31 protein-coding genes are annotated in these 25,966 nt (G+C 67.3%); 19 read left to right on the top strand and 12 right to left on the bottom strand.

The annotated features are described in order from the left end of the window. Positions 1 to 38: 38 nt before the first annotated feature. Positions 39 to 1,067: a DUF6454 family protein gene (locus AC1MED_RS16225; protein WP_479784335.1), complete on the bottom strand. Its 1,029-nt coding sequence runs from the start codon at positions 1,065 to 1,067 to the stop codon at positions 39 to 41. 111 nt (positions 1,068 to 1,178) lie between these two features. Then, a complete protein-coding gene (locus AC1MED_RS16220) occupies positions 1,179 to 1,838 on the bottom strand; it encodes a Type 1 glutamine amidotransferase-like domain-containing protein (RefSeq protein ID WP_479784333.1) in 660 nt (219 codons plus the stop codon). Between the two features lie 248 nt (positions 1,839 to 2,086). On the opposite strand from AC1MED_RS16220, the gene AC1MED_RS16215 reads away from it, so the two are divergent. The 9 genes from AC1MED_RS16215 to AC1MED_RS16175 all read left to right on the top strand — a co-directional run bounded on the left by AC1MED_RS16215 (position 2,087) and on the right by AC1MED_RS16175 (position 6,291). Further along, entirely contained in the window at positions 2,087 to 2,578 is a 492-nt protein-coding gene (locus AC1MED_RS16215; protein ID WP_479784332.1) for an Asp23/Gls24 family envelope stress response protein, read from the top strand. Continuing rightward, on the top strand, positions 2,575 to 2,766 hold the full coding sequence (locus AC1MED_RS16210) for a DUF2273 domain-containing protein (RefSeq protein WP_479784330.1): 192 nt from the start codon (positions 2,575 to 2,577) through the stop codon (positions 2,764 to 2,766). The genes AC1MED_RS16215 and AC1MED_RS16210 overlap by 4 nt, the downstream gene beginning before the upstream one ends. Then, positions 2,763 to 3,161, top strand: a complete 399-nt coding sequence (locus tag AC1MED_RS16205) for a hypothetical protein (RefSeq protein ID WP_479784328.1) — start codon at positions 2,763 to 2,765, stop codon at positions 3,159 to 3,161. Before AC1MED_RS16210 ends, AC1MED_RS16205 begins: the two co-directional genes overlap by 4 nt. Beyond that, positions 3,158 to 3,739 (top strand): hypothetical protein, encoded by a 582-nt coding sequence (locus tag AC1MED_RS16200; RefSeq protein ID WP_479784326.1) that lies wholly within the window; start codon positions 3,158 to 3,160, stop codon positions 3,737 to 3,739. Before AC1MED_RS16205 ends, AC1MED_RS16200 begins: the two co-directional genes overlap by 4 nt. Further along, positions 3,736 to 4,341, top strand: coding sequence for a hypothetical protein (locus AC1MED_RS16195; protein WP_479784324.1), 606 nt, complete (start codon positions 3,736 to 3,738; stop codon positions 4,339 to 4,341). The genes AC1MED_RS16200 and AC1MED_RS16195 overlap by 4 nt, the downstream gene beginning before the upstream one ends. Before the next feature lie 80 nt (positions 4,342 to 4,421). Further along, positions 4,422 to 4,652 carry a CsbD family protein gene (locus AC1MED_RS16190; protein ID WP_479784323.1) on the top strand — a complete coding sequence of 77 codons (231 nt, stop codon included), beginning with the start codon at positions 4,422 to 4,424 and terminating at the stop codon, positions 4,650 to 4,652. A gap of 96 nt (positions 4,653 to 4,748) precedes the next feature. Then, positions 4,749 to 5,342: an RNA polymerase sigma factor gene (locus AC1MED_RS16185; protein ID WP_479784321.1), complete on the top strand. Its 594-nt coding sequence runs from the start codon at positions 4,749 to 4,751 to the stop codon at positions 5,340 to 5,342. Further along, positions 5,339 to 5,965, top strand: a complete 627-nt coding sequence (locus AC1MED_RS16180) for an Asp23/Gls24 family envelope stress response protein (RefSeq protein ID WP_479784320.1) — start codon at positions 5,339 to 5,341, stop codon at positions 5,963 to 5,965. The genes AC1MED_RS16185 and AC1MED_RS16180 overlap by 4 nt, the downstream gene beginning before the upstream one ends. Further along, positions 5,962 to 6,291 (top strand): hypothetical protein, encoded by a 330-nt coding sequence (locus AC1MED_RS16175; protein WP_479784318.1) that lies wholly within the window; start codon positions 5,962 to 5,964, stop codon positions 6,289 to 6,291. The genes AC1MED_RS16180 and AC1MED_RS16175 overlap by 4 nt, the downstream gene beginning before the upstream one ends. Here AC1MED_RS16175 and AC1MED_RS16170 read toward each other — a convergent pair. The 8 genes from AC1MED_RS16170 to pxpA all read right to left on the bottom strand — a co-directional run bounded on the left by AC1MED_RS16170 (position 6,281) and on the right by pxpA (position 12,566). Continuing rightward, positions 6,281 to 7,210 carry a serine/threonine-protein kinase gene (locus AC1MED_RS16170; RefSeq protein WP_479784317.1) on the bottom strand — a complete coding sequence of 310 codons (930 nt, stop codon included), beginning with the start codon at positions 7,208 to 7,210 and terminating at the stop codon, positions 6,281 to 6,283. The two genes, AC1MED_RS16175 and AC1MED_RS16170, sit on opposite strands and share 11 nt — an antisense overlap. Then, on the bottom strand, positions 7,207 to 7,602 hold the full coding sequence (locus tag AC1MED_RS16165) for a hypothetical protein (RefSeq protein ID WP_479784316.1): 396 nt from the start codon (positions 7,600 to 7,602) through the stop codon (positions 7,207 to 7,209). Before AC1MED_RS16165 ends, AC1MED_RS16170 begins: the two co-directional genes overlap by 4 nt. A gap of 79 nt (positions 7,603 to 7,681) precedes the next feature. Next, on the bottom strand, positions 7,682 to 8,188 hold the full coding sequence (locus AC1MED_RS16160; protein ID WP_479784314.1) for a MarR family winged helix-turn-helix transcriptional regulator: 507 nt from the start codon (positions 8,186 to 8,188) through the stop codon (positions 7,682 to 7,684). 113 nt (positions 8,189 to 8,301) lie between these two features. Then, entirely contained in the window at positions 8,302 to 9,288 is a 987-nt protein-coding gene (locus AC1MED_RS16155; protein ID WP_479784312.1) for a 5-oxoprolinase subunit C family protein, read from the bottom strand. After that, positions 9,278 to 10,183 carry a 5-oxoprolinase subunit B family protein gene (locus tag AC1MED_RS16150; protein WP_479784311.1) on the bottom strand — a complete coding sequence of 302 codons (906 nt, stop codon included), beginning with the start codon at positions 10,181 to 10,183 and terminating at the stop codon, positions 9,278 to 9,280. Before AC1MED_RS16150 ends, AC1MED_RS16155 begins: the two co-directional genes overlap by 11 nt. Continuing rightward, a complete protein-coding gene (locus tag AC1MED_RS16145) occupies positions 10,180 to 11,535 on the bottom strand; it encodes an acetyl-CoA carboxylase biotin carboxylase subunit (protein WP_479784309.1) in 1,356 nt (451 codons plus the stop codon). The genes AC1MED_RS16150 and AC1MED_RS16145 overlap by 4 nt, the downstream gene beginning before the upstream one ends. Further along, entirely contained in the window at positions 11,535 to 11,774 is a 240-nt protein-coding gene (locus AC1MED_RS16140) for an acetyl-CoA carboxylase (protein ID WP_346957941.1), read from the bottom strand. Before AC1MED_RS16140 ends, AC1MED_RS16145 begins: the two co-directional genes overlap by 1 nt. 36 nt (positions 11,775 to 11,810) lie before the next feature. After that, the gene (gene pxpA, locus AC1MED_RS16135; protein ID WP_479784307.1) at positions 11,811 to 12,566 is read right to left on the bottom strand and encodes a 5-oxoprolinase subunit PxpA; all 756 of its coding nucleotides are present in this window, start codon (positions 12,564 to 12,566) and stop codon (positions 11,811 to 11,813) included. Between the two features lie 120 nt (positions 12,567 to 12,686). Here pxpA and AC1MED_RS16130 point away from each other — a divergent pair, with 120 nt between their 5' ends. Beyond that, a complete protein-coding gene (locus AC1MED_RS16130; RefSeq protein WP_479784305.1) occupies positions 12,687 to 14,132 on the top strand; it encodes a PucR family transcriptional regulator in 1,446 nt (481 codons plus the stop codon). Positions 14,133 to 14,138: 6 nt separating this feature from the next. Here the strand turns inward: AC1MED_RS16130 and AC1MED_RS16125 are convergent, their stop codons facing one another. Continuing rightward, on the bottom strand, positions 14,139 to 15,179 hold the full coding sequence (locus AC1MED_RS16125; protein WP_479784303.1) for a LacI family DNA-binding transcriptional regulator: 1,041 nt from the start codon (positions 15,177 to 15,179) through the stop codon (positions 14,139 to 14,141). Between the two features lie 289 nt (positions 15,180 to 15,468). Between AC1MED_RS16125 and AC1MED_RS16120 the strand changes: the two genes are divergently transcribed. The 8 genes from AC1MED_RS16120 to AC1MED_RS16085 all read left to right on the top strand — a co-directional run bounded on the left by AC1MED_RS16120 (position 15,469) and on the right by AC1MED_RS16085 (position 23,745). After that, on the top strand, positions 15,469 to 16,554 hold the full coding sequence (locus tag AC1MED_RS16120) for an asparaginase (protein ID WP_479784301.1): 1,086 nt from the start codon (positions 15,469 to 15,471) through the stop codon (positions 16,552 to 16,554). Further along, positions 16,551 to 17,441, top strand: coding sequence for a polysaccharide deacetylase family protein (locus tag AC1MED_RS16115; RefSeq protein ID WP_146336574.1), 891 nt, complete (start codon positions 16,551 to 16,553; stop codon positions 17,439 to 17,441). The genes AC1MED_RS16120 and AC1MED_RS16115 overlap by 4 nt, the downstream gene beginning before the upstream one ends. After that, positions 17,438 to 18,832 carry an MFS transporter gene (locus tag AC1MED_RS16110; protein WP_479784299.1) on the top strand — a complete coding sequence of 465 codons (1,395 nt, stop codon included), beginning with the start codon at positions 17,438 to 17,440 and terminating at the stop codon, positions 18,830 to 18,832. Before AC1MED_RS16115 ends, AC1MED_RS16110 begins: the two co-directional genes overlap by 4 nt. Next, positions 18,829 to 19,596 carry an SDR family NAD(P)-dependent oxidoreductase gene (locus AC1MED_RS16105; protein ID WP_346957935.1) on the top strand — a complete coding sequence of 256 codons (768 nt, stop codon included), beginning with the start codon at positions 18,829 to 18,831 and terminating at the stop codon, positions 19,594 to 19,596. Before AC1MED_RS16110 ends, AC1MED_RS16105 begins: the two co-directional genes overlap by 4 nt. Positions 19,597 to 19,615: 19 nt before the next feature. Further along, positions 19,616 to 20,338, top strand: coding sequence for an SDR family NAD(P)-dependent oxidoreductase (locus AC1MED_RS16100; protein WP_479784297.1), 723 nt, complete (start codon positions 19,616 to 19,618; stop codon positions 20,336 to 20,338). A gap of 369 nt (positions 20,339 to 20,707) precedes the next feature. Then, complete coding sequence (locus AC1MED_RS16095) at positions 20,708 to 21,811, top strand: oxidoreductase (protein WP_479784296.1); 1,104 nt, start codon at positions 20,708 to 20,710, stop codon at positions 21,809 to 21,811. Between the two features lie 141 nt (positions 21,812 to 21,952). Then, positions 21,953 to 22,768 carry an alpha/beta fold hydrolase gene (locus AC1MED_RS16090; RefSeq protein WP_479784294.1) on the top strand — a complete coding sequence of 272 codons (816 nt, stop codon included), beginning with the start codon at positions 21,953 to 21,955 and terminating at the stop codon, positions 22,766 to 22,768. Next, positions 22,765 to 23,745: a sensor domain-containing protein gene (locus AC1MED_RS16085; protein ID WP_479784293.1), complete on the top strand. Its 981-nt coding sequence runs from the start codon at positions 22,765 to 22,767 to the stop codon at positions 23,743 to 23,745. The genes AC1MED_RS16090 and AC1MED_RS16085 overlap by 4 nt, the downstream gene beginning before the upstream one ends. On the opposite strand, the gene AC1MED_RS16080 is transcribed toward AC1MED_RS16085, so the two are convergent. Continuing rightward, positions 23,742 to 24,812 carry a LacI family DNA-binding transcriptional regulator gene (locus AC1MED_RS16080; protein ID WP_479784291.1) on the bottom strand — a complete coding sequence of 357 codons (1,071 nt, stop codon included), beginning with the start codon at positions 24,810 to 24,812 and terminating at the stop codon, positions 23,742 to 23,744. The genes AC1MED_RS16085 and AC1MED_RS16080 overlap by 4 nt on opposite strands. Positions 24,813 to 25,016: 204 nt before the next feature. On the opposite strand from AC1MED_RS16080, the gene AC1MED_RS16075 reads away from it, so the two are divergent. Continuing rightward, complete coding sequence (locus AC1MED_RS16075; RefSeq protein WP_479786711.1) at positions 25,017 to 25,874, top strand: ABC transporter substrate-binding protein; 858 nt, start codon at positions 25,017 to 25,019, stop codon at positions 25,872 to 25,874. Positions 25,875 to 25,966: the final 92 nt, after the last annotated feature.

Here is a 25,966-nt window from a genome sequence, read left to right as displayed (position 1 = left end):
GGGGCGCTTTCGTGGCTCAGTCGAGCTACTTCGGTGGGCTACTTCGCTGCGGTAACGGTGGCCTCGTAGGTGAGGATTTCGGTGCCATTGCCCTCCTCGCCGTTGTCGGGGGCCACCTTCAGGGTGAGGTGGCCGCCGTCGGCGGTCATTTTGAAGGGGTTGCGGGTGGCCACGTGCCCGGCGGTGGACCACTGCTGGAAGGGGACGTCGCGGATCACGCTGCGGGACTTGAGATCGATCATTGCCATACCGCCGAGTTCATAGGTGGCGCCGGTTCCGCCGGCGGCCGGCGTCTGCGGGAGGTTGGTGACCCCGCCGCACAGCATCTTCGAGTTGGGCACGTACTGGCAGTCCTGGTAATCGATGAAGTAGTTCGGGTTCTGCCAGGTGGAGAGCTGCTTGCCGCGCAGGTCCCATTCGGCAAAGCGCCGCGAGCCCCAGGTGTTGCCGACCAGATGGCCGGTCTGCTTGTCCATCACGATGCCGCCAAAGTGGTCCTTCACCTCGAACTGCTTGTGCACGTCGAGGGTGGTCGCGTCGACCCGGTAGATGATCGCGCTGCTGTCGGGCCGGTACTGGGCAACCGGGACCCAGACGTTGGTGCCGTCGAAGTCGATGCCGCCGGGGTGGTACATGTCGCCCTCGCCCAGGATGATGTCCTTCTGCAGTTTCCCGGCCTTGTCCATAACGAACAGGTGCCCGACTCCCTTGCCCGGCGTGCGGTCGAAACCGTCCTGCGGGGAGGGGAACTTGGTGGTCGGTTCGATGATCTGGACGGCTGAGAGGAAGATGTGGTCCCGGCTGAAGGCGATTCCTTCGGTGTGGTAAGTGGGGAAATCCAGCTTCAGTTTGCCGGTCTGCTGCCAGTTCGTGGCCCGGTCGACGCCGCCGAACGCCGCGGCCAGGGCGGTGTTCGTTTCGCGGTGGGCGCCGGAGCCGGCGTCGCTCCCGCCGTGCCGGGTGCTGGGGCCGGCGGCCTGGGCGGCGGCCGTTCCGCCGATTGCGGACGCTGCCAGGACGATGGCGGCGGCGGCCGTGAGGATGCCTCGGGTGCGAGTAGCGCTCATGGGGGGAGCCTCTCAAAAGTTGGATCTCAACAGGACCCCGCCACCGTACTGACCGGTAATGAACCGTTCGTGGAGTGCCGGTGAACGGCAAGAGGCATCACCGGCTCCTGCCTACCCGAATTTCCTCCATTGACCTTCCGAAACCACCTCGACGGAGCCGTCGACGACCTTGATAGCTGTCTGTTCGTCGATCGCATAGGACGGGACTCCGAGGTCGGCGGCCCACCGCTCTGCCTGCGCCAGGGTGTTGGTCGGGAAAGCGTCCAGATGCGGGAAGATCGAAAAGTCTACCGCCCCCAGGGTGCGATCGTCTTGCGCGGCCGGCCACGCTACGAAGGACTGCCCGATCCGGGGCGTCATCACCATGCTTCCGGCGCTCACCCCCACCCACACCGTGTCAGTCAGCGACGGCAATAGGTCGGCCAGCCCGGACTCCCGCATCCAATGGCAGAGGTACGTCGCGTCACCGCCGTCGACCAGGAGCACGTCGGCCTCCCGGAGCCAGGGGACCCAGCGCTCCGCCCCGATGGTGGGAAGCGCCGTGAGCTCGAGGACGCCGAGCGACGCCCAACCCAGGCCGGCCAAATGTCGCGAGCCAGGCCCGGCGGCCAGGAGGCCCCGGACGGATGCCGGTCCGCACATCGGGTGACCCCACTGCGCTGTCGGGACCACCAGGGCGTGGCTCTGGTCGATCGGCTTGCCGAGAAGCTGTACGAGCGCCGAGTGGATGCTCGGGTTCGTCACGCCGCCGGACGTAAGTAAGAGCTTCACGCGTGCCCCCTGTGGTCGCGATTGTGGATGCCGGGCCTGCCGGACTTCCGAAGAGATGCGGTCATCGGCCCAGTTTGCCAGCGGGGCGAGGCGGGGGCCAGATGCGGGCGCCGCGAGTTTCCCGCACCGTTCGATGACCAGTGTGATGCAGTTCACCCAAATCCGACCGTGAGGATTTCCGCTTGGGCCCCGTCTTACTTATGACGGCGCCTCGGTGCGCCTTCCCCAAACGATCAGGAGTGATAGCCATGACCACCCAGACGCACACCCCCGCAGCCGTCCCGGCCAAGACTGCCCCGTCCGCCGTGGCCAAAACGGCAGCCCAGACAGCCGCCCTGCCCGCCGGCAGCGACAGCCGCGGCGCCACCACGGTCGCCGACGGCGTCGTGGCCAAGATCGCTGGCATCGCCATCCAGGAAATCGAGGGCGTCTACGCCCTCGGCGGCGGAGCGGCCCGGGCGCTGGGCACCCTGAGGGAAAAGGTCGGCCAGAAGGACCTTACCCAGGGCGTCAGCGTTGAAGTCGGGCAGACGCAGGTGGCGGTGGACGTGACCCTCGTGGTCGAGTACCCGCACCCGCTGCAGCAGGTGGCGGACAACGCCCGCGACGCTGTCTACACCGCCGTCGAGGACCTTGTGGGCATGGAGGTGACGGAGGTCAACATCACCATCACCGACATTCACGTCGCCTCGGATGACATGCAGGACGAGGATGCCGACCGTGAGCCGAGGGTCGCGTGAGCCCCACAGTGGCCGGCATGGCCGCCGGCGCGGTACTGGCCGCCGTGGCCCTGGCCTTCGGTTTCTGGGGCTTCCTGCTGACCGCGCTGTTCATGGCAGTCGGGGCCGTGCTGGGCCGCAGTGCCGAAGGCCGGCTGGACCTCGGCGGAGTCATGGACGCCCTGCGCGGCAAGCGCTCCTCCTCATGACGCCCGCCGGCCACACCCGGATCACCCGGACGGCACTGCGGCACACCATCGAAACCGTCACGGCCCAGGCCTTTGGTGTGCCGCGGCGGGACGTCGCCGCCGAGTTGGAGGACGACGCCGGCCGGCTGGGCGCCGCGGTCACCGTCCGCCTCGCGCTCCCGCCCCTGCTGGGTCAGCGCAGCGAGTCCGCACCCGGCAGCCTCTTCGACCGGTCACGGGCCGCGCGGACAGCCATCCTTGCCCGCGGGCAGGAGCTCACCGGGATGACGCTCGGCCGGGTCGACATCAGGCTCAGCGGAGCCAGGCAGTCCGCTGCCGCCAGCCGGGTCGACGCGCCGGGCCGGCAGCCGGCCGCACCACCACGGAACCAACCCCGGGAAAGGAGGACCGCGTGAACCAGGAGCGAGAGATCCGGCGCCTCGTCCGCCGGGAAACCCATCCGTCCCGGGCCGCGGCGTCCATCCTGACAGCCGCCGTCCTGGCCGCCGTCTTCCTCTGGCTGGCACTCGAAACCGTGCTGGCGCTGCTGGGGGAAAACCCGCTGTTGGCCGGCCCCGGCCAGCTGGGGCGCTGGTTGACGGGCCTGCCGGCCACCACCGTCCCGGCCGGGCTGGTTGCCGCCGGCGCCGGCCTGGCGGTTCTGGGGCTCCTGCTGCTCGGCGCCGCACTGGCCGGCGGCCGCCGGCCCCGGCGCGCCCTGCACAGTGACCGCCTCGCCGTCGTGGTCGACGACGAAGTCATTGCCGCCGCGGTTTCGCGGCGGGCGCGGCTCGTCGCGGGCCTCACGCCCGGGCAGGTGACCACCACGGTGTCCGGGCGGGCCGTCCAGGTCCGGGTCCGCCCGACGTCCGGCGTCCCGGTGGACCGGGAGGCGGTCCACGCCGCCGTCGACGGTGAACTGCTCGCCTACCGACTGGACCGTCGCGCCTCACCCGCGGTCCGCGTCATGAATGAAGGAGCGCTGGGACAGTGAGCAACACCAACAGGGCACTCAACCGAATCCTGCTGGCCCTGGTCGGGCTGGTGCTGCTAGCGGCTGGGGCGGCAACCGCTGCTGCCGGGTGGACGCCGGGCGCCGCCGCGGGTTGGGCCGCCGCCGGCTCGTCGCTCATGGACCACGCCCGGGCCGCCCTCGCCACGGCAGCACTGCCCGGTCCGGCCCGCAGCTGGTGGGCCGTGGCTGGCGTCGCCGGCCTCCTCCTGGCCACGGGGCTCTGCATCGCGTGGCTGGTATCCCAGGGCGGCGGGCGGACACCCCGGCTGGCCCGGGAGACCGACGGGGACCGCGGCGTCACGACGGTCGACGCCGGGCTGGTGGCAGCAGCCGTCAGCGACGCCTTGGAAGGCAACAGCCTTGTGCTCGGGGCAACCGTCTCGGCCTGGGAAAGCCGGCGCGGCACCGCCCTGCGTCTGCGGCTGCAGGCACGGAAGGGAGCATCCCCCCGCGAGCTTGCCGATACCGCCGAGGAGCTCACCCGCGGCCTCGACGCCTGGCTGGGTCATCCGGTTCCGGTCCTGGTCCGAATCACCAGCGGAGCCAGGTCGAAGCTGGCAGGACCCGACCGTGCCCGGTAGCCGCCTTTCCGCTGTTCACAGACGAGCAGGCACCCACCCGTACACACCACCGCAGTAACCACAGGAAAGGAATCACCATCATGGGAATCGACGACAAGGTCAACAACACCGTCATCAACCACCTCGGTGCGGCCAAGGAAGGCGCCGGCAAAATGACCGGCAACGAAGAGCTGGAGCGCGAAGGCCAGCACGACCAGGCCCAGGCCAAATTGCAAGAGGCCGGGGAGAAGGTCAAGGACGCCGCTGCCGGCGTCGGCGAAAACCTCAAGGACGCCGCCCGGAAGCTCAAGGAAGGCTTCAGCAAGGACTAGGTCCGCGCGCAGCGCCGGTCCCGCCCCCGGGTGGGACCGGCGCGGCCGCGAGCCCGGCCCTACCCCCTGAACGCCCGCGATGAAAGCGACAGATACGTGACTGGTTCACCCCCGGCACCGCATCACCTGGACCTCGTTCCGGACGCGCTGCTGGCCGGACGGGCCGCCGACGGCGACACGGCCGCGTTTGAAGCCCTCGCCAGGCGCCACGGCCCGCTGATGCGGGCCAGCGCCCGCCGGCTCACCGGGTCCTTCGCCGACGCCGACGACGTCGTGCAGGAATCCCTGATGCAGGCCTGGCGGCAGTTGGACACCCTCCGCGATCCGGCTGCGGTCAAGGGCTGGTTGCTGCGGATCACCGGGAGCCGCAGCATTGACCACCTCCGCAAACGCCGCCTCCACGCGGATCTCAGCGCGGTAGAAAACGCCGTTGAGCCCGAATCCGGCCCGGGCCCGCGGGTGAAAGCAGATCCCGAGTCGGCCGCCGTCAGCGGATCCCGCGTCGAGGCGCTAAAAGCAGCGTTGGCCGCCCTCCCGGAGGAACAGCGGCGGTGCTGGGTGCTGAAGGAATTCAACGACCAAAGCTATGAGGACATTGCGCGAACCCTGAACATCAGCACCGCAAGCGTCCGCGGCCGGCTGGCCCGGGCGCGGATCACCCTGGCGCGCGAAATGGAGGCATGGCGATGAGCACACCCGGCAACACCCTCGACTGCGGGCACAGCCTTGCGGAGCTGAGCGACTACCTGGACACAGGACTGATCGGCGACCCCGAGCATCTCGCGCAATGCCCGGAATGCCAGGCTGGCCTGGCCTCACTGCGCCGGCTCTCCGCCCTGGGGCATGACCTGCTCGACGCCGACATCACCGAGGCCGGCAGCGGAACCGACGACTGGATGCAGGCCGTCCTGGGCAACCTGCGCCTGGAGCTCCGGCCCGGCAGGAGCATTCCGGTCCGCGCCGACAACCCCGCAGACATCCTCGCGCAGACCGAAGGCTCCATCTCCGCGCTCATCCGCTCCATTGCCGACGCCATGCCCGGAACGGCCGCCGGCAAGTGCCGCCTGCTCGGGGACGTCACCGAGCCCGGCGCGCCGGTCACCGTCGCCGTCGAACTGGCTGTCATCTACGGCCATCCGTTGGAGGACAGAGCCGCCGCGCTGCGCTGGCAACTGGCCGAGGCACTCGCCCGGCACACGGAACTGAATATCACCGCGATCGATGTCACAATCACCGATGTGCTGGAACCGCGCCCCGCCGCATCCCGTCCCGCGGCGGCCGCGGACGCACCGACTCCAGAGGAGACGCCATGACCGAGCCTATGGTTACCGGGGCGCTGGCGGCCGAACTGCACCAGGTCATCCTTGCGGTCAACGGGGTGACGGCCGTCTTCCCCGCCCAGCCGCTGTGGCAGACAATCGCCGGGGCCGCGTTCACCGCGGTGACGGCGGAGCCGGTGCCCCCGGTCGCCGTCGCCGTCTCCGGGGACGGCATCACGGCTAAAGCGCGGATCGGCGTGGACGCAACCCACCCCGGGCCGGACGTTGCCAGGGCCGTGGCCGGCGCCATCCGGCAGCACGCCGGTGGACGCCCGTGCGCCGTGGAGGTCGTCGTGGCCCGGCTGGGTTCTAACGGCTGATTCTTTTCAGCGCCCGGTGGGCTTCAGCAGCGGTAGGCCGGTTGGCGGGGTCCGCGTCGGTCATGGAGTGCAGCAGCATGGACCAGCGGCGGCGGACCGTGTCCGGCAGCCGGGGCGCGCGGAGGGTGCGGGCCACCATGGACTCCAGTGCGGGCCCGGGGAAGGCCTTGATGCCGGTGAGGCACTCGAAAGTGACCAGCCCCAGGGCATAAATGTCGCTGGCGCTGGTGGTGGTCGTTCCATGCACCGCCTCAGGACTCAGGTAGTGCGGCGTGCCGGAGCCGGCATGGTTCGGCCGGTGCCTCGAGCTGGTGGCAATACCGAAATCCGTCAGTTTTGCCCGCCCGGTGGGGTCTGTGCCGGCGGAACTGTCCACCAGGATGTTGGCCGGCTTGACGTCGTTGTGGACCACTCCCTTGCGGTGGACGTGGGCCAGCGCGCCCGCGACGTCGCTCATCCAGGCTGCCACGTGGGGCGTCCCCAGGTGCCCATCCTGCAGGACGGACCGCAGGTCGGCTCCGCGCACCAGCTCGGCAACCAGGTAGTCACGGCCGGAGCCGGGGCCTCCGTCTGCCGGCACCCTGCCATGGTCCTTGATCCGGACAATGTTCCGGTGGTGCAGCGGCGTGTGGAGGGCCTGCTCCCGGCTGAACGGCGACGCTGCGTCGCCGGATTCGGTCCGGAAAATCTTGATGGCCACCTCGGTGCCGTGGGTGGTGTCGGTTGCCTGGTAGACATTGGCTTCGGACCCCCTGCCCACCAAGGCGCCCAGCCGGTAGCGCCGGCCCAACAGACGGTCCTCCCGGACGGTTTCGTAGAGGGTGTCCCGGCCGGCTGGGTGGGCGGCGAAGCCGGCCGCACGAGCGGGGCTGGCCCGGGCCACGGCAGGCCGTCGGGTAATGATGGCGGTGAGTGTCACCGGAGGAGATCTTGCAGTTCAGCCGGGGTCAGCCCGGCTGCCAGGCCCAGGGCCGCGTGCTCTGCCCCGAGGTCCGACGCTGTCTTGAGCGCGGTCTCGAAGTGCTCCTGGGCCGCGTCCAGCTCCCATTGGAGGCTCTCGACCCGAGCCGAGGCCAGAAGTACGGCGGCCAGCGGATCGGCGGCAACATCGGCGTCGAGGCGGTAACCGCACCGGCAGGTCCACTCCGCGAAGCCTGACTGCAGCTGCGCCCACGGCAAGGACAACTCCTCTGCCGCCGCCATGTTCATGGCCGTGCCGCAGTGGACGGGAGTCCGGGGTGCAGGGGCGGGGGCTTCCGGGCCGGCGGGCAGAATGTGCCCCGATGTCTTACGATCAACTACGGCCGTCATCAAATCCACCATTCTAGTAACTAGATCACAATGTAGCTAGTCTAACTAGTATTTAGTGGTTGTCCAGTTCCGTCCGGAATTAGCCGCCGGCGACGTCGATGGCGTCCACGGCTTCGCGCATCCGCACCAGGAACTGCAGGACCGCCGTCGTCTCTTCGGGGGTGAGGGATTCGGCAATCTCGATCATCCGTCCGTGCATATTGCCCAGGGTATGACGGACTTCCTCGTCGGCCCCGCGGGTGGGCCGCAGGATGATGGCGCGGCGGTCGGAAGGGTGCGGCTCGCGCGTGATGTAGCCGCTGGAGGCCATGCGGTCCACCAGGGCGGTCATGGAGGCGGAGGTCATGCCCAGTCGAGCGGCGAGTTCTTTAGGCCGGACTTCCTGGCCGGCGGTCTCCGCCTCAAGCAGGTAGCGGAGCGCTAGGAGGTCTGTTTCCCCCATCGCCATGGACGTGCGGGTGCGCCGCCTCATGGCGGTCTCCGACGCCCGGTACTCCCGCAGTGCGTTCAAGACGTCCACAGCGGAGGGCTGCTCGTTTCGCTTGGGCGGGTACCAATAGCCTTCGCTTTCACCAAGGGGAGTCACGCGAATTCCTTCGATAGCCTAGTTGTAAGGTTTTCTAACCAACAGATACTAGCGCAGAATTCCATACGATTGGGCGACGATGCTCCTGTGAGGGTTTTATGCTGTGCCAGGCATCAACCGCTAAGGCCCAAGGCGGCACGCGCGTTGTTCTTGCGTTCAGCGAGTTCCTTGCGCGCGTCCAAGGCTTCGTCCATGCTGACGGCGACAAACCTGGTGGACGTGCCGGGCGCGGCGCGGGCCACCAAATCCATGTCGGCGCTGATGACTGTTCCCACCATGGCGTAGCCGCCGCCGGAAACGGCATCACGGTGCAGGATGATCGGCTGGGTGCCGCCCGGAATCTGGATGGACCCGACGGCGTAGCCGGCATCCACGATGTTGGACGGGTCGGAACCGGCCCCGAACGGCTGTTCCCGTTCCTTCCACTTAACGCCGGGACCGGAGTACCGCAGCCCCATCCGGTCGGCCACCGGAGTCACCTTCCACTCGCCGTTCAGTAGGTTGTCCAGTCCCTCGTCGGTGAGGCGGTGGTCGTAGAGCCCCAGCACAATCCGGACGGTCTGCTCCTTGCCGAAGGCGGGCCGGAACTCTTCCGGAACGGTATCGGCGTCGGGCACGGCTCCGTTGTTGAGCGGGCTGCCGACGGGTATCCGGTCGCCGGCCTCCAGCTTGCGGCCGTGGAATCCGCCGATTGCGCCCAGGCTGTAGGTGGAGCGGCTACCGAGCACCTCGGGGACGTCGATGCCGCCCTGGACCGCGATGTAATACCGGGTGCCGCCCTGGATGACGCCGAAGCTGAGTTCGTCGCCGGCCTTCAGCTGCAGCCGGGTCCACTGCGGCCGGGGTTCGCCGTTGACCTTAACCTCGACCGGTGCCCCGGTGACGGCAAGAACAACATCCTGGTCGGTGGTGAGCGCCGGGCCCAGGTAGGTGCATTCCAGGACCGCTTCCTTGGCGGTGTTGCCCACCAGCGCATTGCCCAGTTCGGCGGAGTACTGGTCCAGTGAACCGCTCTGCGGGATGCCGACGTTGTAGTGGCCGGTGCGTCCTTGGTCCTGGACCGTGGTGGCAAGCCCGGGGCTCTTGATATCAAATGCCATTGAGGGCCTCCATGAGTTCCTTGTTGTAGCCTTCGGGATTCGCCAGCGCTTTGGACAGATCGAACGTCACGGGCGCCTGCCGGTAGCGGAACGTCCCCGCCGCGATCTCGGCCTGGATGCTGTTGTACTCGGCCTCGGTCACGGGCTTGAACTTCACAATGTCGCCCGGCCGGAAGAACACCATAAAGTCCTTGAAATCGGCCAGGGCCTGCGCCGGATCGAAGATCGGAGCGGCAGCGACGCCGAACATCTGGTACCCGCCCGCGCCCCGCACCGAGTAGATGCAGCCGAAGCAGCCGCCGTGGCCCACGGTCAGGGCGGGAGTATCCGTTCGGGGGCTCAGGTATTTGGGGACTTCCAGCTGCTTCTCGCGCTCAACCAGCTGGAAGAGGAACGGCAGGCCGGCGACGAAGCCGACCATGGACACAAGCCAGGGCTGCTCGTGGTGCCGTTTGATGAACTCCGCGGCGTCCTTGAGGTTGTTGACTCTGGCGGCGTAGTCAATGTCGCTGCCGCCCGGCTCCTGGTGGAATCCTTCGCGGAAGCGCTCTGCCACTTCGGCCGTGAAGGGATCGTCGTACCAGACTGGCACCTCGATGATCCGGGTTTCGAGGGCCTGCTGCTGGTGGTGCGCCAGGTCTCCTTCAATGGCCTGGACGGTCTCTTCAAGGGTCGACGGCGGCAGGACGTCGGGATCGAACCTCACCAGCAGCGAGGCGTTGGCAGGGCAGACATCCACGATGCCGGGCAGCTCCAGCTCTGCAAGCTTCTCGGCGATCGACATGACCCTGAAATTGGCGGCCAGGCTCATGGACTCGGAGACCTCGACGAACAGGAACTCGTCTCCGCCCCAGGTGTAGCGGGCCTCCAGCTCGGCGGGTGCGGGGCTGCTCATGGTGCCTCCATCAGATTGTCGACGGTTTCTATGAACTTTGAGTGGTGCTTGACGGCGGCGAATTCGAGCCGGTCCAGGAGCTTCTTGAGCACCGGAATGGTTGTCTTGACCCCTTCGATCCGGGTCCCGTACAGGGCCTCCAGCGCCCCTTCGATGGCGGCTTCGCGGGTGTCCTTGTGGACAATGAGCTTCGCGAGCATGGAATCGTAGTACGGGCTGACCGTGGACCCTGCCTCCACGCCGGCGTCGATGCGGATCCCGTCGCCTGCAGGCCATTCCAGGGCCGTGATCAGGCCCGGGCTGGGGAAGAAGTTGTTGTGCGGGTCCTCGGCGTTGATGCGGCACTCGATGGCGTGGCCGCTGAATTTGATGTCCTCCTGCCGGACCGACATGGCGCCGGTGGAGGCGATGAGCAGCTGTTCACGGACCAGGTCGACGCCGGTGATTTCCTCGGTGATGGGATGCTCCACCTGGATCCGGGTGTTCATTTCGATAAACGCGGCCTCGTGGCCCGCCGGGTCGTAGAGGAACTCGACCGTTCCGGCGCCGCTGTAGCCGCACTCCCGGGCGAGTTCCACCGAGGATTCGCGGATGGTCCGGCGGACGGCGTCGGGAAGGTCCGGGGCCGGGGCTTCCTCAATGACTTTCTGGGAGCGCCGCTGCATGGAGCAGTCGCGGTCTCCGAGATGGATGAAGTTGGTACCGTCGCCAAGGACCTGTACCTCCACATGCCGGGCGTGCTTCACGAAGCGCTCCAGGTAGACGGTCGGATCTCCAAAGACCGATGCCGCTTCGCCGCGGGCCATCTCGATGGTCTCCAGCAGTTCGCCTTCGTTGTGCACAAAACGGATGCCGCGGCCCCCGCCGCCGGCGGAGGCCTTGACCACGAGCGGGTAACCGATGCCGCGGGCCTCTTCCACGGCGTCGGCGTCGGGGTCGAGCGGCCCGTCGGAGCCGCGGAGGATCGGGACTCCTGCCTTGCGGGCAGATTCGCGGGCCAGGGACTTGTTGCCCATCATCTCGATCGCGCCGGCGTCGGGCCCCACCCAGGTGAGGCCCGCTGCTGCGACCTTCCGCGCAAACTCGGCGTTCTCGGAGAGGAATCCGTAGCCGGGGTGGACGGCGTCGCAGCCGTTGTCCACGGCCGCGGCGATCACGGCGTCCTGGTTCAGGTAGCTGGCGGGGGCGGGGGCCGGCCCCACCACAACAAAGTTGTCCGCCGTGCGCGCGGCCAGGGAATCGGCGTCGGGCTCACTGACCACCAGGAGCGTCTCGATGCCCATTTCGCGGGCTGTACGGGCGATCCGCACGGCGATTTCACCGCGGTTCGCGATGAGCAGCTTCTTCATCATTAGCCTTCTCGGATGACGATAATGGTGTCGCCCGGATTGACCATGTCGCCCTCGTTGACCTGGAAGGATTCGAGGGTTCCGGCCACATCGGACTGGATTTCGGTGAACTGCTTCATGATTTCGATGATGCCGACGGTCTGGCCGACTTCGATGGTGTCGCCCTCGTTGGCGAAAGGCGGCTTGCCCGGGCCGGGCTTGCGGTAAAAGACTCCGGGGAGGGGGGAAACAATGTTTGCCATGGGGTGCTCGCTTTCAGATGGTTGGATGATTTGGCTCTAGCCCAGGACCGCACGCACGGCGCTGGCCACGGCAGTGGAATTGGGTGCGTCGGAGTGAACGCAGACGCTCCGGAAGGGGATGTCCAGTTCGGTGCCGTCCACGGCCAGTACCGGCTCGCCGGCCAGGGCACGGCTGACGCGCTCGGCGGCGGCTGCGGGATCGGTGGGAACCGGGCGGCGCTGGATCAGCAGCTCGCCGGCCGGACCGTAGTTGAGGTCGACATAGAGTTCCGGCACGAATTCCACGCCCATCGCCCGGCACACTTTTTCGTGGGCCGTGCCGGCGAGTCCGTAAAACGGGACTCCGTACTGCAGCGCCGCTCCGGCGGCGGCCTGCATCAGTTCCTCGTCGCCGGCCAGCATTCCGTACAGGGCGCCGTGCGGTTTGATGTGGTTCAGCGTGAGCCCGTGCTTGCCGAGGAACGCTGTCAAAGCCCCGGTCTGGTACAGGATGATCGACTCGACCTCGTCGGGGCTGAGTACCATCCGGCGGCGGCCGAAACCTACGACGTCGGGGAGGCCGGGGTGCGAACCGACAGCCACCCCGTGCTCGGCCGCGAGCGCCACCGTGCGGTTCATCACGTCGGGATCGCCCGCGTGGAACCCGCAGGCGACGTTGGCAACGTCGATGATGCGCATGAGTTCTTCGTCGTTGCCGAACTCGTGGAGGCCCAGGCCTTCACCCATGTCGGAGTTCAACAGCACGCGCCCTTGAGCGCGGGGAGCGGTGTCGGGGGTCACATTTGTTTGCATGGTGCAACGCTACTCAGCATCCGGGGCCGCCGATATTGTGCAGTGCGACGAATCGGACGGGCCGACTTATGATGACTGCACTATCTGAAGGGTTTTGCCCGCCGCTTATGGGAGGCTGCCGTGCGCATCTCGGACCTGATCGGCGACGCCGATCTCAACATCCGCCTTCGTGTTCCGGGCGCCGAGGGCCGCCTGAACCGGCCGATCACCTGGTGTGCTCCGACGGAACATATGGACCCCACGCCCTTCCTCAGTGTCAATGCCCTTGTGCTGACCAACGGCATGGGCCTGAACGTCAGGGACTTCAGGATCTGGGACGCCTATGTGGAACGGCTGGTCTCCGTGCCCGTCTCGGGACTCGCGTTTGGCCTGGGCGCCGCGCACCGCGAACTGCCGGAGGGCCTGTTACGGGCCTGCGAGGCGCACGGCCTGCCGCTGCTGGAGCTCCCGCCGGAGGTGCCCTTCGTGCTGGTCATGCGCCACGTGGAGCGGATCATTGCCACCGAGCGTTACGAGGAACTGCGGAAGGGCTGGGAGCTGGCAGACGAGTGCACCCGTCTGGCGGCCGACGGACGGTCCCTGGCGGAGGTGCTTGAGCGGGTGGCGGGCGCCGTCAACGCAAGGGTGGCCGTCATCGATCAGAATGCCTTCGAACTCGTTGCCGCAGGCACGGCCCACGGGGATACGGCGCGGACCACTTTGCGCCTGCCAAGCGGGGCCGCGGAGCAATTCAGGCTTGCCATCGAGGGGATTGGCAGTGACATCGTGCTGCAGCCCGTCCTGGGTCCCGTCGCCGCAGTGATCGGCCTGCAGCTGAGCTACACCCTAGGCTCCCGCTCGCCCCTGCATTCCCGGGAGGCGGCGCGCTTCATGGAGGCCCTCTACGCGGGCCACGGCGAGCCCTCCCGGCCGCTGCGACGCTATGCCCTCGAGTCCGGTTTCGATCCCGACGGAGACTGGAGCGCGGTACTCATCGGCAGTTCGGGGGAGATCGCGCCCGCCAAGCTGCGTGCCATAGCGTGGCGCGCGCGGGTGGGGCTGCAGGGCTCTTTCAGCACCGTGCGGTTCATGGAGGAAACCGGGCTCACCACCTTGTTGCTGCAGCGCCCGCACGGCACGGCCGACCTGCTTGACGCCGTCAGGGACTTCTTTCTGGATGCCCCGGAACTGTCTGTGATCGTCACCGAGACCGCGAACCTCGGCGAACTGCCGCTGGCGCTTCGGCTTGCACGGCGCCAGGTGGGGCGGCCCGGCGTGCACAAAGCGCCGCTGGCCGACCTCGCCGGCATTGTGCAGGGGCTGCCCAGCCCTGGTCTGGTGGCTATGTGCCAGCGCCTCCTGGCACCCTTGTCTTCCGACGGCGGCACTGCGCTGCGGGAGACGTTCGACGCGTACCTGCGGCACAGCGGGAATTCGGCGAAAATCTGCGACGAGCTCTTCATCCACCGCAACACCCTCAGCTACAGGCTGAGGAAGATCCAGGAGCTCCTGCAGCTGGACCTTACCGACGGCGAAGTCCGCGCCACCTACATGCTGGCGCTGGGCATCGTCGCAGCAGCGCATTGAGCAAGGTCAGCCTGCGTTATCCCAGGCGCTGCTTTCCCGCACACACAAGGTGGGTGTAAGCCGCACGGGTTCGACGTCTTCGCCGTCGAGCACACGCTTCAGCAGCTCCATCGCCGTCCGGCCGATATCCAGCATGGGGGAGCGGACCGAGGAGAGCGGGATGGGAAGCTCCGCGGCGACGGACGTGTCATTGAAGCCCACGACCGCGACGTCACTGCCCACGGTGAGGCCGTGGGAGCGCAGCACACCCATGGCGCCGATGGCCGCGAAGTCGTTGACCGCGAAGATGGCAGTGGGGTGCGGCTTTCTGCGCGCCAGGATCGTTTCGGTGGCTTCGCGGCCGCCCGCCGTGTCGAAGCGGGACCAGACGACGGCTTCCTCGGGAAGCGCGCCGCCCAGGGACTTCCACCGGTGCGCAAACCCGGCTGTCCGGTCCACAGCCGTGCTGGCGTACGGTTCGCCTGCAATGACGGCGACGTTCCGGTGGCCTTTACTCCACAGGTGGTCGGCCACCAGCTGGCCGCCCAGGAGATCGTCGCAGGTGGCCGAAGGGTAGCCGGTAACCCGCCGGTTCATAAGCACGAAGGGAATGTTGCGGGCGGTGAGCTCCCGGAGTTGGCTGCCGTCCAAGTGGGCATCGCCGATGATCAGCCCATCCACGCGGCGGGCCAGCATGGTGTCCGTCTTCCGGCGCTGCTCCTCCGGGTCATCGCGGGAATTCATGACAAAGGTGGAGTAGCCGAGCTCGGCCGCGGCCTCCTCAATCCCCTCGTACATGATGGCCAGCACAAGGTCCGAGAGCCGGGGGACAATCACGCCCATCAGGCGGGTCCGCCGCGTCCGCAGGCCGGCGGCCTGGGGATTGGGAGAGTAGCCCCGCTTCCGCGCCAACTCGCGAACCCGTTCAGCCGTCGCCACGGAGGCGGCGCCGCGGGCAACGTCGGATCCCGAATGCAGGATTCTGGACACGGTGGACGGGTGGATGCCGAGCTCGTTGGCGAGGTCCTTCAGCGTGACCGTGCGGCCATCGGCCGTGATTTCTTCCATTTGTTCCCCTGCCGCAGCTCAAGAAGGCGTCCTACAAGACTGCCCGATGCGGTGCGGATCTTCAGCCATAGGACCCTTGACGTGTCCCAAGTCACATTCTATAGTCACTTTAACCTCTTACCCAATCGATTGGGTAGCCCGGCGGGGCGGATTCGACACCAAAAGTGTTTACACCACTGAAACGCCGGGCAGCACGTGGGGGAAACATCGCGAAGATACTTTTTAGCCAAGAACCCAAACGATTGGGTAGGCATTCGCTGCGGCGGATGCAAGGAGCAACGGAGTCAACATGACCGTCACAGATTCGGGGAGCGCGCACGTGGTGCTGCTGGCCACAGGAGGCACCATCTCCTCCCGCGGCTCCGAGACCGGCGGAGCGGTGGCGTCGGACACGGGAGAGCAGGTTTTCGCCAGCGTGGGCGGCCGGGCCGCCCACCCGGTTCGCGTGGTGGACGTCTTCCGGAAGGGTTCGTACCTGCTGACCATCGACGACATGATCGCCATCTGCGCCAAGATCCGCGAGGCCCTGGCGGACCCGCAGGTCCTCGGGGTGGTCGTCACGCACGGCACGGACACGATGGAGGAAACGGCCTACCTGGCGGAACTCACGCACAATGATGCCCGACCGGTCGTCTTCACCGGCGCCCAGCAGGCGGCCGACTCCAGCACCCCTGACGGCCCGGGAAACCTCGCCCGGGCGATCGCCGTCGCCGGCTCTCCCGCAGCCCGTGGGAAGGGGGTGCTCCTGGCCTTTGCCGGGACCATCTTCCCTGCAGCCGGGGTGCGGAAGTGCCACACCACCAGAGCTGAAGCCTTCGCCAACCCGGACTTTGGAACGGCCGGAACGGTCAGCGAAGCGGGTGACGTCAGCCTCACGACGGTGCGGCCCACGGTTGATGCGCTGCCGCTGCCTGGTGCCGGGGCCGGTTCGCCCCGCGTGGACCTGATTGCCGCCTACCCCGGGGCGGACGCCACCCTGTTGCGAAGTTCCCGCCAGGCCGGGGCGGCGGGGATTGTCCTCCAGGGAACGGGTACGGGCAACGCCAACCGCGAGATCTGCCGGGAGGTCGCCGCGGCCACCGCGGCCGGCGTCGTGGTGGTGACCAGCACCCGGGTGGAAGCCGGCGCCGTCGTGCCGATCTACGGCGACGGCGGCGGCGACGATCTGCGCGCGGCGGGCGCCGTATCCTCCGGGCTGCTCCGGCCATCCCAGTCGCTGGTCCTGCTCAGCCTGCTGCTCCGCCTCGGCACCTCCGCCGACCACATCGCGGAAACCTTCGCCCTGCGTGGCAGGGTCCCGGACTCAAACCACCCCGAAGCCAGTACCCAACAACCCAACTCCAACAAAAAGCCCAGTGAAAGGTTGATCTCATGACTAAGGACATCCAAGTCGCGTTCGGCGTCGACGTGGACGCCGTGGCCGGAATGCTCGGCTCCTACGGAGGCGAAGACTCTCCGTGTGACATCTCCCGCGGTCTGTTCAGCGGCGAAGTAGGCGGCCCCCGCCTCATCCGCCTCTTCGAGAAGTACGGGCTGCCGGCAACCTGGTTCGTCCCGGGCCACTCGATCGAGACATTCCCGGACCTGACCCGGATGATCGTGGACGCCGGGCATGAAATCGGCGTGCACGGGTACTCGCACGAGAACCCCATCGCCATGACCCGGGAGCAGGAGACGGCCATACTTGACCGGTCGATCGAACTCATCGAGAAAGTCTCCGGCCGCCGCCCCACGGGCTACGTCGCCCCCTGGTGGGAATTCTCGCAGGTGACCAACGAGATCCTCCTCGAACGCGGGATCAAGTACGACCACTCCCTGATGCACCGCGACTTCGAGCCTTACTACGTCCGGGTCGGTGACAGCTGGAAGAAGATCGACTACACCAAGGACGCCGAAACCTGGATGGAGCCGCTGGTCCGGGGCAAGGAGACCGATCTGGTCGAGATTCCGGCCAACTGGTACCTCGATGACCTGCCTCCGATGATGTTCATCAAGGCGTCCCCGAACTCGCACGGCTTTGTCAGCCCCCGCGACATCGAGCAGATGTGGCGCGACCAGTTCGACTGGGTGTACCGGGAAATGGACCAGGCCGTCTTCACCATGACCATCCACCCCGACGTCTCGGGCCGGCCCCAGGTCCTGCTCATGCTCGAACGCCTGATCGAACACATCAACTCCCACGAAGGCGTCAGCTGGCTCAAGTTCGACCAGATCGCCGACTCCTTCCTCGCCCGCAGCCCCCGAAAGGAAAACCAGTCATGACCATCCAGCAGCCCGCCGTCGACCTGACGAACCCGGCACCCGACGAGAAACGCCGTTTCCCGGTCTTCTCCAAGCGCAATACGACCACCGCCACGGTGCTGGCCCTGCTGGCCTGGACCATTGCCGTTTTCGACTACGGACTTTTCGGCACCCTCCTGCCGGCCATGCAGGAAGAGTTCGGCTGGACCGCAACCGAGGCCTACGCCATCAACACCTGGATCGCCGTCGGTACCGCGATCGTCTGCTTCGGCATCGGCCCTGTCATTGACCGGCTCGGCCGGCGCAAGGGCATGATGACCACCATCGGCGGCACCGCAATCGTCTCCGGCCTGACGGCGCTGATTCCGACCGGAATCCCGTTCCTGAGCAACGGCCTGCTCGTGCTGGTCCGTTCCTTCGGCGGGCTCGGATTCTCGGAGCAGGCCGTCAACGCGACCTACATGAACGAGGTCTACCAGGTCACCGAGGTCGCCGATAAGCGCAAGCGCCCCGGTTTCCACTACTCCTTCATCCAGGGCGGCTGGCCGCTGGGCTTCCTGCTCGCCAGTGCCCTCGCCCTCGCGTTCCTGCCCTCCCTCGGCTGGCGCGCCCTGTACCTGATGGCCACCATCCCGGCAGCGATCATCGTGTGGGTCATTGCCAAGAAGCTCAAGGAGACTCCCCAGTTCGAACTGCACCACAAGCTGACCGAACTTGAGAAGAGCGGCCAGTCCGGGGACGCCCACGCCCTGGCCCACGCGTACGGCGTCGAACACTCGTCCGCAGCCCCGCTGAAGCGCATCTGGGAACCGCACCTGCGCCGGAACACGATCGTCTTCTCGCTGGCCTGGATCTTCAATTTCTTCGGGATCATGATCTTCAGCATCCTCGGCAGCTCGGTGCTCAAGAACGCCAAGGGTGTGGAGCTTTCGGATGCGTTCTGGATGCTCATTGTCATCAACATGCTGGCGTACTTCGGCTACGTCTTCCACGGATGGCTCGGGGACAAGATCGGCCGCAAACGGACCATCATCGGCGGCTGGATTCTCTCCGGCCTTTCCTTCACCGTCATGCTCAGCCCCATCGCCACGAGTCCCGTCATGATCATCGTGACCTACGGCGCCGGTCTGTTCTTCCTGGTTGGCCCGTATGCCGCAATCCAGTACTTCATGGCTGAGTGCTACCCCGTCAGCTGCCGTGCCACCGGCACCGCGTTCATCGGTGCCATGAGCCAGCCCGGCACCATCCTGGGCGGCGCACTGTTCACCGCGGCGGCAGCCAGTGCGGGTACCGGCGCAGCAGCCCTGTGGGTCGGTGCGGCCGGAACGCTGTTCTCCGGCCTCCTGATGATCGCTGCGAAGCCCCCGGCAGAGGCACTGCTCGAGGACCACCCGCACGAGGTCGACGCATGACCCGGGATATGAAGGTGGCCGTCATCACCGGGGCCGCCAGCGGGATTGGCCGCGCGCTCGCCGTGCACTACGCCAAGAATGGCGTGCGGTCGGTGATCGGCACCTTCCCCGGCGATCCCCACGACCCGGAGGAAACCCTGCGCCTGGTGAAGGATGCCGGGGGACAAGCGGTGATCCATGAAGTGGATGTCCGCAGCACCCCGTCGGTTGACGCGTTCGCCGAACGCGCCGTCCAGGAGTACGGCCGCCTGGATTACGCCGTGGCGAACGCCGGAGTCCTGCGCAACTCACCCCTGGGCGAGCTGACCGACGAACGCTGGGACGACATGCTCGACGTCGACCTCACCGGGGTGCTGCGGACCCTGCGGGCGGGGTCCGCGCGGATGACCGAGGGCGGTGCGATGGTTGCGGTGTCTTCAATTGCCGGCGGTGTCTACGGGTGGGAGGAGCATGCCCACTACGCGGCCGCCAAGGCCGGTGTGCTTGGGCTGATCCGCAGCGTGGCCGCTGAGCTGGGACCGCGTGGCATCCGTGCCAACGCCGTCATCCCCGGGCTCATTGAGACGCCGCAGTCCCTGGACCCGGTGAACTCGCTGGGGCCCGAGGGCCTGCAGCGCGCCGGGCGGGACATTCCGTGGGGCCGGGTGGGCCGGCCCGAGGAGGTTGCCAGCGTGATCGGCTTCCTGACCTCCGATGACGCCGCTTACGTCACCGGCCAGTCGCTGATAGTCGACGGCGGCCTCACCATCAAGATGCGCGCCTGAGAAGCCCTGGAAGGAACGAATGAACAACACTGACACCTCCCCTCACCGATCGGACCGGGCTGTGGTGGTCACGGGCGGCGCCAGCGGCATCGGCAAGGCCATCGCCGAGGCCTTCGCCGCCAACGGCGACAGAGTGGCAGTCCTGGACCGGTCCGGCGCGGCGGGAACCATCGCCGTCGACGTCTCCGATGAAGCGAGCGTGAAAGCGGCGTTCGCCACCGCACGCGAACAGCTGGGCAGGATCGACATCCTCGTCAACAGCGCGGGCCTGCTGACCGAATCGCGGCTGGAGGACATGACCCTGGCGATGTGGAACGAGACTATCTCCGTCGACCTGACGGGCGTTTTCCTCTGCTGCCGGGAGGTGGTGGGGGAGATGCGGCAACAGAAGTGGGGCCGCATCATCAACATCGCCTCCCAACTGGCGATCAAGGGCGGCACCGGGCTCAGCCACTACAGTGCCGCCAAGGCCGGCGTGGTGGGGCTGACCAAAGCCCTGGCCCTGGAAACCGCCGGCGACAATGTGCTGGTCAACAGCATCGCCCCGGGTCCGATAGAAACTCCGCTGGTGGACGGGATCTCGGAGGACTGGAAAGCGGCGAAACGGGCGGAGCTTCCGCTGGGGCGCTTCGGAAAACCGGCGGAGGTGGCACCCACGGCTCTCCTGCTGGCCAGCGACCCCGGAGGCAACCTCTTTGTGGGGCAAACCCTCGGACCCAACTCCGGCGACGTAATGCCCTAAGAAGGGAGGGCCACATGTGCGGCGCCTGCGGACGAACCGTTGTGCCCGATCCCGTCCTGGGACCGGTCAGAACCCTGCGGCAACACCTGATTGTCGCGGCCACGGTCAACAGTGTCTGCCAAGGTCTGCCGGGAGCCCCCAAGGTGACCGCGCTCAAGGAGGGCTGGATGATGACCGGCGCTTCCGGGGGCTCAAGGCAATGCCAGACCCTTGAAGAACTCTGGGCTGCTGTCCTCGACTGTTTTACTGACGCCTCGGTTCTTGGACGCCTGCGCAGGCGCCGGGAAGACTACGCGGCCGACCCGTCCAACGCAGGGCTGCCCGCGCGTGCGGCCGCCCTGCTCGAAGCATCTAGCCTAGGAGCTCTTCATGACTGACTTCACCCCGCTGTGGGCACCACTTCAGATCGGTTCCACCCACCTCGACAACCGGGTGGCGCTGGCTCCGATGACACGGATCAGTGCCACCGAAGACGGGCACGCCACGGAACGAATGGCGTCCTATTACCGGACGTTTGCCCGCGGCGGGTTCGGGCTGTTGATTACGGAAGGGATTTACCCGGACACGGCGCACAGCCAGGGCTATCACTTCCAGCCCGGCATCGCGACCGAGGAACAGGCGCGGTCCTGGGCCACCGTCGTTGACGGCGTCCACTCGGCCGGCGCACGGATGTTCGCCCAGCTCATGCATGCCGGATCGCAAAGCCAGGGAAACCGGTTTGTCACGTCCTCGATCGGACCATCGGCAGTGGCCCCCAAGGGGGAGCAACTGCCGTTTTACCGCGGTGAGGGCCCGTATCCCGTTCCCTCGGAAATCACTCCGGCGCAAATGGCCGATGTCCGGAAAGGCTTCGTCACGGCGGCGCTGAACGCCCAGCGGGCCGGTTTTGACGGCGTCGAAATCCACGGCGCCAACGGGTACCTGCTGGATCAATTCCTCACGGACTACCTGAACCAGCGCACGGACAGCTACGGTGGATCACCGGAGAACCGGGTGCGCTTCGCTGCGGAGATCTGCCGCGACGTCCGGGACGCCGTCGGCCCCGACATGACCGTGGGCATCCGGATCTCCCAGTCCAAAGTCAGCGACCATGACCACCGGTGGGGCGGAACCGCGGACGAAGCGAACGTTATCTTCTCCACGCTGGGGGCCACCGGCGTCGACTTCATCCACACCACGGAATACGAGGCGAGCGAGCCCGCCTTCGAGGATTCGGAGGAAACGTTGGCCGCGCTGGCCAAGGCGTATTCGGGAGTGACAGTGATCGCCAACGGCAAACTCGACGATCCCGAAACGGCCGTGTCCATGTTGCATGACGGCGCCGCCGACGTCGTCGCGCTCGGCAAGGCCGCCCTGGCCAACCGGAACTGGCCGCACCTGGTCCGGAACAACTTGGAATTCGACGAACTGGACCCCAGCGTGTTCGCTCCCCTCGCCGACGTCAAAGACTGGGAGCTGGAGGGGCCGGCCTAATCCTGCGCTTTCCGCCCCGTTGCACTGCATGACGTGCGGCGATGCGGCATCGGCCCGGTACCCCGCCGGGCTACGATGGGAGCCGACCAGTCGAAGAGCCGTGCCAGGCTAGCGGCTGAAGTGAAAAGGTTGGGTTGGCAGATGGCGTCTGGGGCAACAGCACGGAACAACGTGCACGTGTACGGGCCGGAAGCCGGCCCGGTCCTGGTGTTCGTCCATGGTTTCGGCACCGACCAGGGTATGTGGGGCAGGATCCTGCCCTGGTTCACCGACCGGTACCGGGTGGTCCTGCTGGACCACGTGGGGTCCGGGGGATCTGACCAGTCCGCCTACGATTCGGACACCTACTCCGGGCTCCACGCGTACGTCGATGACCTGATGGAAGTCTGCGCGGAACTCGGGGTGGAGGACGCCACCCTGGTTGGCCACAGCGTCGGGTCCATGATGGCGGTCAGTGCCGCCGCCCGGGACCAGGGCAGCCGCTTTCGCCGGCTCGTCCTGCTCACGGCATCGCCCAGCTACCTCGACCACCCCGAGGACGGCTACGTCGGAGGGTTCACCCGGGAGGACCTCGACGACGTCTTCGAATCCCTGGACGCCAATTACCTCGTCTGGGCCGAACAGATGGCACCGGTCTACATGAACGCGCCCCACGCCCCGGAACTGGACCGCGAAATCCAGGGCAGCTTCGGCCGGATCAGCCCGCGGATCGCACGTGATTTCGCCCGGGTGGCGTTCCTCTCCGACGTCCGGCACCTGCTGTCCGGCGTCACCATTCCCGTGCTGGTCCTGCAAAGCACCGACGACGTCGTCACGCCGGACCACGTGGGCACCTACCTGCACCGGGAACTGCCCGCCAGCACGCTGGTGCGGCTGGCCGCCACCGGCCACTTCCCACAAAGCAGCGCCCCGGAGGAAACCGCCACCGCCATCCTCGAATACCTGAAGCAGCCATGAGCCAGACGACCACCCGGGCCGTCGACTACAGGCAACTCTTCCACCAGGCACCCGCCGGCTACGTCGTGGCCGGCCCTGACGGGATCATCCTGGCTGCGAACGCCACCATGTGCGCCTGGACCGGCATCGACGTGCTCGAAGGCACGCGGCTGCTGGACCTGCTGCCGGCCGGCGACCGGCTGATGTACCGCACGCATGCCGGGCCGAAGCTGGAACGCGACGGCCACCTGGCCGAGCTGTCGATCGAACTGCTGGGGCCGGACGGGCAGCGCAAGCCGGTGCTGCTCTCGGTCACCCGGACATCTGACGGCGGCGAGCCGCAGGACCTGATGATCTTCTTCGCCGCGCCCGAGCGGCGGCGGTACGAGCGCGAACTGGCCGGCGCCCACCGGCAACTCGAGGACGCCGCGGCGGAGCGCGCCAAGCTCCTGAAGGAAGCGCGCCACCGGGCCCTGCACGACCCGCTGACCGGCCTGCCGAACCGGCGGCGGCTGCAGGAAAGCCTGCTGGCGGCCCTGGCCCGCGCCGGCGAGCAGCAGCACCGCGTAGGCCTGCTGTTCTGCGACATCGACAACTTCAAGCAGGTGAACGACACCCAGGGCCATCCGGCCGGGGACCAGGTCCTGGAACACGTCGCCCGGATGCTGACCGGGGCCGTGGGCGGCGCTGATACCGTGGCGCGCTACAGCGGTGACGAGTTCGTGGTGCTGGTTCCCGGGCTGGAGCATCCGGGGGAGCTGGAGACGGTGGCCGGCCGGGTCCGGGACTGTCTGGCGACGCCCGTCACCATTGAGGGGACCGTACTCCGGCTGGGCATGTCCGTCGGCCTGGCGGAAACGGCCGTGCCGGCGGACGCCGACTCGGCCGGGCACCGGGACCTGGCCAAAGCCCTGCTCTCCGGTGCCGACCAGGATATGTATCGGGTCAAGACCGCAATGCGCGTGGGCCGGCGGGAAGCTCCCGCCGTCGTCGTTTAACCCCTCGCCGGTGCCGCGACGGATCCCCGGCGGATCAGCTCGGCCGTAAACACCGGAGCGGCGGCGGGCGCCTTCCGGCCCTCCATCTGCCGGATCAGGGCTGCGGCTGCGGCTACGCCCATCTCATACACGGGCTGCGCGATGACGGTGAGCGGAGGCGTGGTGAGCCGCGTCCAGGCGAAGTCGTCATACATGAGGAAGGAGACATCCTCCGGAATCGACAGGCCGAGCTCCTGGATAGCCTCGACGACGCTCAGCCCGATCAACCCGTCGGAGGCGATGATCGCGGTCGCCGGGTCCGGGCGCTGCAGCAGCTCGCGGGTGATCTTCCGGATCGACTCGTCATCGCCGGCGTTGAGGCGGATCAGATCATCCGGCGGTTGCAGGCCGGCGTCAGCGAACGCACGTTGCAGCCCGGCGCGACGGTCCGAGATCTGGGACGAGTCCAGCGGCATGCCTTCACGGTACGGTTCGTCCGTCCGGAGCGTGGAGATGAAGGCGATTCTGCGGTGGCCGGCATGGATCAGGTAACTAGTGGACTCATGGGAGATGTCCTCCATGTCGACGGCGACGGTGTCGACGTCGAGCCCGGGCGCCTTGCGGTCCAGCAGGACCAGCGGGCGGCCGGACTCGTGAACGCGCCGTAGATGTTGCGTCTCGACCGAAGACGCCGGTGCCACGATCAACCCGTCCACACGCTTGTCCAGCAGCACCCTGACGGCATCGATTTCCGCAGCCGTGTCCTCGTCCGTGTTGATCAGGATGACGTTGTAGCCACTGCGCTTGGCGGTGTCCGTGATGCCCCGGGTGGCCAGCCCGAAATGGGGGTTTTCGATGTCGCCCACCACCACCCCGATGGTGTGCGATTTTCCCGTGTTCATGCTGCGGGCGAGCTCATTGGGCCGGTAGTCCAGCTCCTCGGCGGCGGCCAGCACCCGCTCGCGCACATCCTCGCTCACAGCGCCGTAGTTGCCCAGGGCGCGGGCGGCCTGGGCTTTGGAGACCTGGGCGGCGCGTGCGACGTCGGCGACGGTGACGTCGCGGCGCCGGGAAACATCACTCTTCATGACGGCCTTTCGTAGCGGACCCTTGACGCCCCATGTGGCTTCGATTACATTTCTAGCAATCGATGTGAGTCCGGTCTCAATCCTAGGGAGTGAGACCGGACTCAGCAAGACCCGCATCGGCCCTCACCCACTACGGGGCACACCGCCCACCTCCTCCGCTCCTCACCCCACGATTGGAAAAACGCTGTGAACACAGGAAACAAGTTGCGCCCCGGGGCGCTCATTGCCGCTGCTGTTGCCGCGGTTCTCGCACTGTCCGGCTGCGGCGGAACCTCTTCCGCCTCGTCGTCGCCGGCGGACAACCCCTTCGGCCTGATCGAGCCCGGCACCATCCGCGTGGCCAGCCTGGGTGACTCCAAGCCCTACACCTTCGCCGACGCTCAAGGGAACTTCACCGGCTTCGACGTCGAACTCTTCAAGGATGTCGCCCACCGGGCAGGTATCGACAAGGTCGTCTTTACCGGTCAGGACTTCTCCGGGCTGCTCGCCGCCGTCTCCAACGGCCAGTTCGACGCCGGCGTCGCGGCGATCGGCATCACAGACAAGCGAAAGCAAACCGTCGACTTCTCCGACGGCTACCTGGCCGGCTACCTGACCGTCATCACCACCAAGAACTCGGGCATCGCCAACGCCGACGCGCTCGCCGGAAAACGCCTCGGCGTCGTGCAGGGAACGCTTCAGGAGGCCTACGCCGTCAAGAACTTCACCTCGGCCAGCCTGGTGCGCTTCCCGGACAACAACACCGCTATCTCCGCCGTGAACAGCGGATCCGTGGACGCGCACTTCCTGGACTACGAGGCCGCCAAGGCCTACGAGGAGAAGTACGGACTGGTCAGCGCCGCGGACATCCCGTCCTTCGACGCCCCCGCCGGGTTCGCCGTGGCCAAGGGCAAGACGGCCTTCAAGGACGCCCTAAACAAGGGACTGGCCGCCGCCATGGAAGACGGCACCTGGAAGAAGCTGTACCAGAAGTGGTTCCCGGGATCGCCGATGCCCAAGCAGTACCTGCCGAAGGCCGAGCAGGCGGCAAGCCCCTCGCCCAGCCCCACGTCCAGCAAGTAAGCCGCCAGGCGGACACCTCCGGCAGCCACCGCGCTGCCACCTGACCGGGCGGGCCGCACGGCGCGGCCCGCCCGGGATCCACAAGCTACCTA

This window comes from Arthrobacter sp. BI5 (assembly GCF_056680065.1).
The sequence above is the reverse complement of the archived record's forward strand: the minus strand, read 5'-3'. Positions and strand labels throughout refer to the sequence as shown.

Excerpts from the sequence above, each read along its gene's own strand:
- AC1MED_RS16180 (WP_479784320.1), top strand. The coding sequence starts at position 5,339 with ATGAGCACACCCGGCAACACCCTCGACTGCGGGCACAGCCTTGCGGAG.
- AC1MED_RS16205 (WP_479784328.1), top strand. The coding sequence starts at position 2,763 with ATGACGCCCGCCGGCCACACCCGGATCACCCGGACGGCACTGCGGCAC.
- AC1MED_RS16105 (WP_346957935.1), top strand. The coding sequence starts at position 18,829 with ATGACCCGGGATATGAAGGTGGCCGTCATCACCGGGGCCGCCAGCGGG.
- AC1MED_RS16150 (WP_479784311.1), bottom strand. The coding sequence starts at position 10,183 with ATGAGCAGCCCCGCACCCGCCGAGCTGGAGGCCCGCTACACCTGGGGC.
- AC1MED_RS16225 (WP_479784335.1), bottom strand. The coding sequence starts at position 1,067 with ATGAGCGCTACTCGCACCCGAGGCATCCTCACGGCCGCCGCCGCCATC.
- AC1MED_RS16100 (WP_479784297.1), top strand. The coding sequence starts at position 19,616 with ATGAACAACACTGACACCTCCCCTCACCGATCGGACCGGGCTGTGGTG.
- pxpA (WP_479784307.1), bottom strand. The coding sequence starts at position 12,566 with ATGCAAACAAATGTGACCCCCGACACCGCTCCCCGCGCTCAAGGGCGC.
- AC1MED_RS16085 (WP_479784293.1), top strand. The coding sequence starts at position 22,765 with ATGAGCCAGACGACCACCCGGGCCGTCGACTACAGGCAACTCTTCCAC.
- AC1MED_RS16190 (WP_479784323.1), top strand. The coding sequence starts at position 4,422 with ATGGGAATCGACGACAAGGTCAACAACACCGTCATCAACCACCTCGGT.
- AC1MED_RS16115 (WP_146336574.1), top strand. The coding sequence starts at position 16,551 with ATGACTAAGGACATCCAAGTCGCGTTCGGCGTCGACGTGGACGCCGTG.
- AC1MED_RS16110 (WP_479784299.1), top strand. The coding sequence starts at position 17,438 with ATGACCATCCAGCAGCCCGCCGTCGACCTGACGAACCCGGCACCCGAC.
- AC1MED_RS16155 (WP_479784312.1), bottom strand. The coding sequence starts at position 9,288 with ATGGCATTTGATATCAAGAGCCCCGGGCTTGCCACCACGGTCCAGGAC.
- AC1MED_RS16165 (WP_479784316.1), bottom strand. The coding sequence starts at position 7,602 with ATGACGGCCGTAGTTGATCGTAAGACATCGGGGCACATTCTGCCCGCC.
- AC1MED_RS16120 (WP_479784301.1), top strand. The coding sequence starts at position 15,469 with ATGACCGTCACAGATTCGGGGAGCGCGCACGTGGTGCTGCTGGCCACA.
- AC1MED_RS16095 (WP_479784296.1), top strand. The coding sequence starts at position 20,708 with ATGACTGACTTCACCCCGCTGTGGGCACCACTTCAGATCGGTTCCACC.
- AC1MED_RS16215 (WP_479784332.1), top strand. The coding sequence starts at position 2,087 with ATGACCACCCAGACGCACACCCCCGCAGCCGTCCCGGCCAAGACTGCC.
- AC1MED_RS16125 (WP_479784303.1), bottom strand. The coding sequence starts at position 15,179 with ATGGAAGAAATCACGGCCGATGGCCGCACGGTCACGCTGAAGGACCTC.
- AC1MED_RS16080 (WP_479784291.1), bottom strand. The coding sequence starts at position 24,812 with ATGAAGAGTGATGTTTCCCGGCGCCGCGACGTCACCGTCGCCGACGTC.
- AC1MED_RS16140 (WP_346957941.1), bottom strand. The coding sequence starts at position 11,774 with ATGGCAAACATTGTTTCCCCCCTCCCCGGAGTCTTTTACCGCAAGCCC.
- AC1MED_RS16175 (WP_479784318.1), top strand. The coding sequence starts at position 5,962 with ATGACCGAGCCTATGGTTACCGGGGCGCTGGCGGCCGAACTGCACCAG.
- AC1MED_RS16145 (WP_479784309.1), bottom strand. The coding sequence starts at position 11,535 with ATGATGAAGAAGCTGCTCATCGCGAACCGCGGTGAAATCGCCGTGCGG.
- AC1MED_RS16090 (WP_479784294.1), top strand. The coding sequence starts at position 21,953 with ATGGCGTCTGGGGCAACAGCACGGAACAACGTGCACGTGTACGGGCCG.